The sequence below is a fragment of the Bradyrhizobium sp. JYMT SZCCT0180 genome, from assembly GCF_018130165.1.
GTDB lineage: Bacteria > Pseudomonadota > Alphaproteobacteria > Rhizobiales > Xanthobacteraceae > Bradyrhizobium.
The window spans coordinates 155,824-162,695 of sequence record NZ_JAFCLZ010000022.1 but is presented as its reverse complement, the minus strand read 5'-3'; the positions used below and the strand labels follow the sequence as shown (position 1 = coordinate 162,695).

The following is a 6,872-nucleotide window of genomic DNA, read 5'->3' as shown; positions in this document are numbered from 1 at the left end:
ACATGGACCGTACGACCTCGATGAGCTGGTTTGTGAAGGCGAGCGCTGCATGTGCCGCAGTATTGGCAATGTGCTGGGTAGCTCCTCGGCTCTTCAATGACATCCCGGACTTTCCCTCGACCACGACGGATGAAGTGCAATCCAGGATTGCCGATCGTTATCTCAAAAGTCCGGTTGCTCCGATCGCGTTAACGGGCAGTTCGTTCACGGTGGGCCTGCGCGAAGAGTTTTTTCATAAACTTTACGTTCGAAATCTGGCTCTGCCTGGTGGATCCCCGTTGACCGGGGCAGCAATGATTGAGGCGGCGACCGCTGTTCGGCCGCGGCTCATAGCTATCGAGACCAATACTGTTGCTCGCGGTATCGACCAGGCAATGGTCGAGAGGGTCCGCACGAGTAATGCGGAGCCTGCGCGCGTACCAATGAATTTCAGGCCCCTTCGCACATTAGCCGCGTTGTACCAGCGAAAGCTCGACGATCGGCAGCGCCTTGAAAGAGACGAAAAATCCGTGCGTCTTCAGCAATCGGCTTTAGAAGAGGCAATTCTACGAAAGCCGCCAGCCCCCGAATACAACCCGGTTGTGCTCACTGATATCCTGGCTGAGTGGAATAGTCCGGATCACGATCAGATCATCCGTCGAAATGTAGCCGAACTGAAGCACATCGTGGAAACGCTCGAGAGGCAAAGCATTTCGGTGTTCTTTTACGAACTTCCTCTAGGCCCCGCATTCGCGCGGTCCCGACATATGACGATGGGCCGGTCTGCGATGGCAGAGGTCTTTGGGCACGACCACGGCAAATGGTTATCATTGGACTATCCATCCAACGAGGTCCGATGGACCGATGGAGCACATCTTGACGAACGATCGGCTATCATCGTGGCACGCTCTCTGGAGAGAGCGATCGAGCGGAAAATGGGTAGCGAGGTGGTAAAGCGGACATCCTCAGACCTTACCCGCTAGGTTGGAGTCACCATGAAAACCGAACGCACCGAGCGCAAAACCTATCGCACCAGGAACGAGGCCAGAGCAGATGTGTTCGATCGCATCGAGCGATCCTATAACGCCGTCCGGCGTCATTCGACGATCGGATACATCAGCTCCGTCCAGCTCGAGCGCAAGGTGGGATTAGCTTAACCGGGTGGCCGTCAAACCGGCAGCAGCTCATTCCACCGATTTCAGGTGCTAGTTTCGCGACCGTTCAGTCTGTCGCTTAAGGTAAGCTACTCTTTGATGCGGTTGGCAGCTCGTTAAGCTTTACTGATAAGCCAACCATGTACTGATCCACCTTATCGCCGGTTTCTTCGAGACGGCCACGTCGATACGTTGCCGAGAGTACGGTACTTGCTGGCGAAGAATGCGATGACGTTGTTTTTGATCCAGATGACGGAGTTGGATTCATCAGCCATAGTGTGCCTCCAATGCGCCGGCTTGTTTAAATTAGGCGCGTACAACTACGGCGGGGTCGAGCAAGCCGAGATCGTTGAGGGCATACGCGTATGCCTCCTTCATCTTGACGTTGCCGCTGTCGGTGTAGACCAGAAGCCTTTCGCCGTCGGTCCGTGTCTTGACCATGCCGAAGGCAGTGCGGCTGAACGAGAAAAACTCGCCACGTTTCTTGTCTTTTGCCTTGTCGGTCACCCGCGCCCAGCCCTCGACGTTGAAGAAAGCGACGAGCTCGGTAACGAACACCAACGGTTCAGGCACGCGTGACCACTTGCCGAGCGCCCCCACAAGTGTTGCGCGGGGATGGATATACTCCTTCCGCGCATTTTCATCGCCGCTCGAGACCACGCTGACGATGGGGGCGACCGACTGGATGAAGGCACCCGAGAAATCGGCCGAACCGTGATGAGGTACTTTGAAAACCTCGGCCTTGAGGTTGATTGTGCCTTGGTTGTGTTCGCGCGTCAGGATGCGACCTGCTTCGTCGTTCAAATCGCCGGAAAAGAGGTAGCTGATCTTCCCGTAGGTCATCCGAAAGACGATGGAGTGGCCATTGATGGTATGGGACGCGGAGGCTCCCGTCGAGTTGAGCTCGCCGACGTCCAGTGACTCATGCCCGATACGCGGGCCCTTTGGAGGCGTGCCCAAAAACTTCAGTGCGGGTTTGCCGAAGATCTTCTCGGTAAGCGGACCGAGGACTTCGATCTTGATCTCCTCGTCATCCAAGAAGGAGAAGGCCTTGTCGTCGCCCATCTCCAGTCGTTTGAATGAGACTTTCTTGCGCTTGTTGTATTCCTTGAGTGCATTCTTCCATTTCAAGAAAAACTGGTTCATCTCCTTGTCAGGGACCTTGAGCAAATCATCTTCGAGTCCCGTTATATAGAGTTTCCCATCTTTTTTCTTGGTGGCGCCGAGAAGCTCGGCGTCAGGTCGCTTCTTTTTGTTTGGCTTGGCAGACGGCCTCTTAATGATGCCGTTGTGATAGACGCGCTTGGGCGCGATGAAGAGCCGCTTCTGTGGGTTCGGATTTGATTCCGACTCATGAATCTCGGGAAGTCCCGCGAAATGGTCCGCGTCACCGTGAGTCACGAGAATGCATTCGATTTCCTTGGGCTTGGCTTTCGTTGTTCCGCGGAATCGCGAGGCGAGGTATCGCGCGAAGAGCTGGTTGTCGCCGCCATCAACAAGGATGACCTTGCCCTGCGGTGATTCGATAACAGAGCCGTCACCCTGCTGAACGTCGACGAAGTTGACCTTGAGGACCTTGTTCTTGTTCTTCGGTATGAGGATGTCGCTGATCTTCAGCTTGCTGCTCTTGCGAGGTTCGATGAAGGCTGTGCGTTTGCGGGGAAGGATGCTCCCGTCTTTCTGCTCGTAGAATTCAACTGCGTTTATCTCCGCATAGGTTCCCGTTTGCTTGACGACGCTCACCTCATCGCCCCAGGCCAAGGTGCGAATTAGTTCGCCCTTGCGCTCACGCTTCTCCCAGATGTCAACGAGGTCGACATTGACGGTGCACTTTGTGGGCATAATCGGTTTCCTCAAATGCTCAGAGTTTTTGCCGTATGAATTCCTCAATTCGCAAGCGAGCGGGACCGGCGGAACATCTCGTCTCTGTCTTGCGTTGGCTTCTTAGCCACCGCGTACGGCAGTCGCTGCACAAAGAGTTCTGCTTCGAGAGACTCAATGCGAGCTTCCAGCGGAGGGAGCCCCAGCTTGGCCGCCGAGCGGACGGCCTCGATTTCTTTCGGCAGCCCCATCACGCGATACTAACCCCATGCCTGATACAGAGCCTATCCGCCAAAATATTCCTGTTCAACCCTTAATTGTGCCGATAGTTTTATGCCCGGGCAGGGGAATTTTCCCTCGGGCAACAGCGCGCGAACGCATCGCCGCCGACATGTACGAATCGGACTGACGGCGGCGACGCGTTCGCTCGGTTTTCTGACCAACGCATGTTCGCGTTGGAGAAAACCGGCGAGTGCGCCAAGGGAGACCCCTTGCGTGCGAGTGTGGATCACGCATGGGTCATGGGAGCCGACGTCAGCACCATGGCGCGCAGAATATCGCGGTGGAGTACCCGGGCTTCCTCGACAATGTTGGCGAGATCCTCGAAGCCGATGAAGGCAAAGAAGGTGAGCAACCCGCCCAAGGCGATGCCGGACAGCGCGGTTGCGTTGATCGACGGCAGCGCCGTAACCGCCGCCATGAAGGACAGGTCGCTATAGACCGTGCGTTTGCAGACGAACCAGATTTTGAAGCGGGCAAACTTGACCGCGAAGAATTCGACCAGAATCACGGCGCGTGGTTCCCGTCAAAATCAACGGCACGTACCTCTCCCCATACTTTACGCGGCGGAAGATTCTGCTCGTGGCGAGAATCTATTTCTCGCCTTCCAAAAATTATTAAAAAATATCAAATAGTTATGCGGACTTTACTGGCGGAGAGGGAGGGACTCTGCGCCAATTATCTTCCGTACCCCAATTTCGCAGGCGTTTCGTGCAGATGGCAACGCCGCTGGTACGAATGCTGGTACAATGGCTGGTACTTCGGCGAAACGCAAGCCCTCGCCGCACTCGGCTTCGTGAACCGGCCCAAGCCCGCGGCAACCGGCGCCTTGCCGGGCCCGGCCGGCGGCGGCCCGGTCGGGCCGATGACCGTCGGCGGCCGGCCAGGCCGGGCAATGCTCGCCACGCGGCAGGCACGACCCCGGTCGCGGCGCCGGCTACTATCTTGGTGGATTGCTAGCTTGTCAGCTTGCTAACAAGCTGACTTGCGAGCTTGCTCATCTGCTCGCTTGGTAGCTTGCTCGCTCACTGGCTTGCCCGCTCGATAGCTCGTCAGCTTGATCGCTTCCTAGCTTGAAGACTTGTTCACTCGGTAGCTTGCTAGTGGCGCCGATACTCGCCGGCGCCCACGGCGGCGCCGCGCCAGACCGGCCCGCCGGCGTTCTGACCGCCTTGCATCAAGCCAGCGCAGACGCGCCGTCGCCTCAAGCGCCGCTGCCGGCTACCCCCATCGAACCAGCACACACGAGCCAGCGACATGCCCGACGCAGAAGGAAGGAAGCCCGTCACGCTCGGCCGCGAGTACCTGTATGCGCAGTCTGGGCAACTCCGATGAGTCGCCTGGGAGCTCCAATACGACTCCTCCGCACGACCTCGCCAAGATCTGTCGGCGTCGTGTGACGTGCCATATCCTCTACGAGGCCAATGGGCCCGTGAGGCGGCGGGCAAGAAGCTCATCCAGGCGCGCTGGCCGGCGCCCAACCCGGACACGCTCGCGCAGATGACGATCACGCCTACACCCGGCCATGGATCATTGCCGACTCTCTCATGCCGATCGTCTTGCGCGTGTCGAGATGACAAACCGCTTTTGGGGCTGCACAACTGAAGACATAGCAAAGTCTCGTTCAACCGCTCGTCACGTAGTCGTCCATTGAAGCGTTCCACAAAGGCGTTTTGGTGAGGCTCGCCCGGGCGCGATGTGGCGCCACTCGATCGGGGCGAGCCGGGACGAATGCAGGATGGCCATGCTCGTAAGCTAAGTCCCGTCGTCGCCGATGACCATCGTTGGAAGTGGCATTGACAGGCTCGTCAAGAGTCATCGCGTTCTGGAGATCGTCTTTCTTCAGCGAACGGTCTCGTCACCTACGTCGAAGGATGCTTCGCCCGAGAATCCAGTTCTTCCAATAACGCGACGATCCGATACCTAGCACTCAACGCGCACGTATACGGGTCGACTTCTTTGCAGAGTTCCTCCCCGTGAAGATCCCAGGCAACTTGGTAGCGCGCGAAGGTATCAGGTCCGAAGGACGACTGAATCTTCTGCTCTATTGTCTCCCGCCAAGTATCGTCTTCCTTCCTAGGCACCCGCCGGTGTGAAGGCAGGGCGTCTCGCTCTGACTGGGTGAGGCGACTCTCGGCTTCGAGGCGACGAATCATGTCGCGTCCCCATGCAATCTGCTCTTCGAACATGCGCTTCCATCTCCTCCCCATGCGCCGAATCGTACTGCCCCCTAGCCGACGACTTTACTTCAGAGAATGCGACCATTACACACTCAGGCGCCTTGGGTCAGGCACCGCAACCTGAGGCCCCCGGTCGCAGGAAACGATCGCGCCCCCTACCTACCAGCATCGCTGGTACATCAGATGCTACCCGTACTTGTGCTGTGCCCTTGCCACCACCCATAGGCTGACCGCCGACCTCAAGGTACCCGAAGGCTTCAGCACCAGCACCGGATCGTCGCCAGTTAGGTCGAGCGCGCGAGCAAGACGACCGCCATTTTTGGAGCCGCGACGACCAGCCGAGACAATGGAACGCAACCGGCTTCGTCTCCGGGGCACGTTGCACATCGCGATCGCGAAACACCGCGTCACAACGAAAATGGACGACCGCGGACGGTTTGCCGATGCAAACCGACAGGGAGCCTATTTCGCCCCGATGCTGATCCATTGGCACGTCCTTTCTTGGATCGATCCGTCACCTTAGTCTAATGGACTCGATATGCGTTTGATAACCGCTTCAAATAGAGGTTTCGTCTCGGGATGGTCAGGCAATCCTGGAAACCCCGTTGGGCCGCGCGCTGCGTCCTTAGCCGCAGCAATACATGCCTTCACGAGCTCGTCAGGTGCAATAGCTGTGGGCGCAGTCTTCAAGAAATTATCCAGTCCGCTTTTCAAATCATCGACGGAAAGCGAACGCTTCCACGCATCGTGATAGGCCTGTAAGGGCGATCGAAGATACAAATCAACATCAGTACTGCTGTTCTCGCCGTCGACGAAATACTTGCTGAAATTTTTAATCAACCTGTCGCGGCTGGCCGGCAGATCACAAAAAAACATCGGCTTGTTTGCAGCCACTGCAAATGCAGTCTCCGCCAGAGTACCTCTACCGCCACCAAAGACCACGAGCGCGTCTGGCGTAAGACCATTGATTACATTTCTGACGTTGTGTTCTAAGCCAGTATCCAGAAACAGGCGCCTGCTAGTTGCGACCCAAAGCTCTTTGTTCTTCTCACTCGGCAGTATGCCGACGAGCCGCGCTGCCGCACCTGTGGCCTCGGCGATACTCGCACCATACATGGCAGCGTCCTTGACTTCACCGCTTTCCCGAAGCTTTCCCCCAGTAAGCAGAATGCAACCATGTTCTGCTACCGCCTTGCCCAACACCATCGCGGCGTCCTTGTGCCTGTCTCCCCCGATCGCGCCTATCACAATGCGACGCTGAGCCATAACTACACCTGATCTTTTGCAATTGTCGCAATAAGCCTTGGCATCTACTCGAGAGGCCAACCGCACATGAGCCCGCATGAGGCCGGACGCATGATTTCTCCACCAGACAAGGTTCTCGCGCAAACCCCCGAACAGCTCCATTACAATCGATCGCAGCGATAGTTGGTCCGAGTGACAATCCTCAAAATGCCCG

The 6,872-nt window shown here is 57.1% G+C and carries 5 protein-coding genes and 2 pseudogenes; 2 read left to right on the top strand and 5 right to left on the bottom strand.

Annotated elements, in window-relative coordinates:
• Together JQ641_RS29055 and JQ641_RS29050 are read left to right on the top strand one after the other, a co-directional pair.
• Nucleotides 1-962, top strand: a 962-nt coding sequence (locus JQ641_RS29055) for a hypothetical protein (protein WP_211999294.1), incomplete at its 5' end; no start/stop codon positions are given.
• Between the two features lie 9 nt (nucleotides 963-971).
• Nucleotides 972-1,136, top strand: a pseudogene (locus JQ641_RS29050) (IS3 family transposase); the annotation flags it as partial.
• 303 nt (nucleotides 1,137-1,439) lie between these two features.
• Here JQ641_RS29050 and JQ641_RS29045 read toward each other — a convergent pair.
• From JQ641_RS29045 to JQ641_RS29025, 5 genes and pseudogenes are all read right to left on the bottom strand, one after another.
• Nucleotides 1,440-2,975 (bottom strand): ComEC/Rec2 family competence protein, encoded by a 1,536-nt coding sequence (locus JQ641_RS29045; RefSeq protein WP_211999293.1) that lies wholly within the window; start codon nucleotides 2,973-2,975, stop codon nucleotides 1,440-1,442.
• A 487-nt stretch (nucleotides 2,976-3,462) separates the two neighbouring features.
• Complete coding sequence (locus tag JQ641_RS29040) at nucleotides 3,463-3,744, bottom strand: hypothetical protein (protein ID WP_211999292.1); 282 nt, start codon at nucleotides 3,742-3,744, stop codon at nucleotides 3,463-3,465.
• Nucleotides 3,745-4,846: 1,102 nt separating this feature from the next.
• Nucleotides 4,847-5,021 (bottom strand): annotated as a pseudogene (locus tag JQ641_RS38165) (integrase core domain-containing protein); the annotation flags it as partial.
• Between the two features lie 74 nt (nucleotides 5,022-5,095).
• Entirely contained in the window at nucleotides 5,096-5,422 is a 327-nt protein-coding gene (locus JQ641_RS29030; RefSeq protein WP_211999290.1) for a hypothetical protein, read from the bottom strand.
• Nucleotides 5,423-5,932: 510 nt separating this feature from the next.
• A complete protein-coding gene (locus tag JQ641_RS29025) occupies nucleotides 5,933-6,679 on the bottom strand; it encodes an SLOG cluster 4 domain-containing protein (RefSeq protein WP_211999289.1) in 747 nt (248 codons plus the stop codon).
• Nucleotides 6,680-6,872 lie beyond the last annotated feature (193 nt).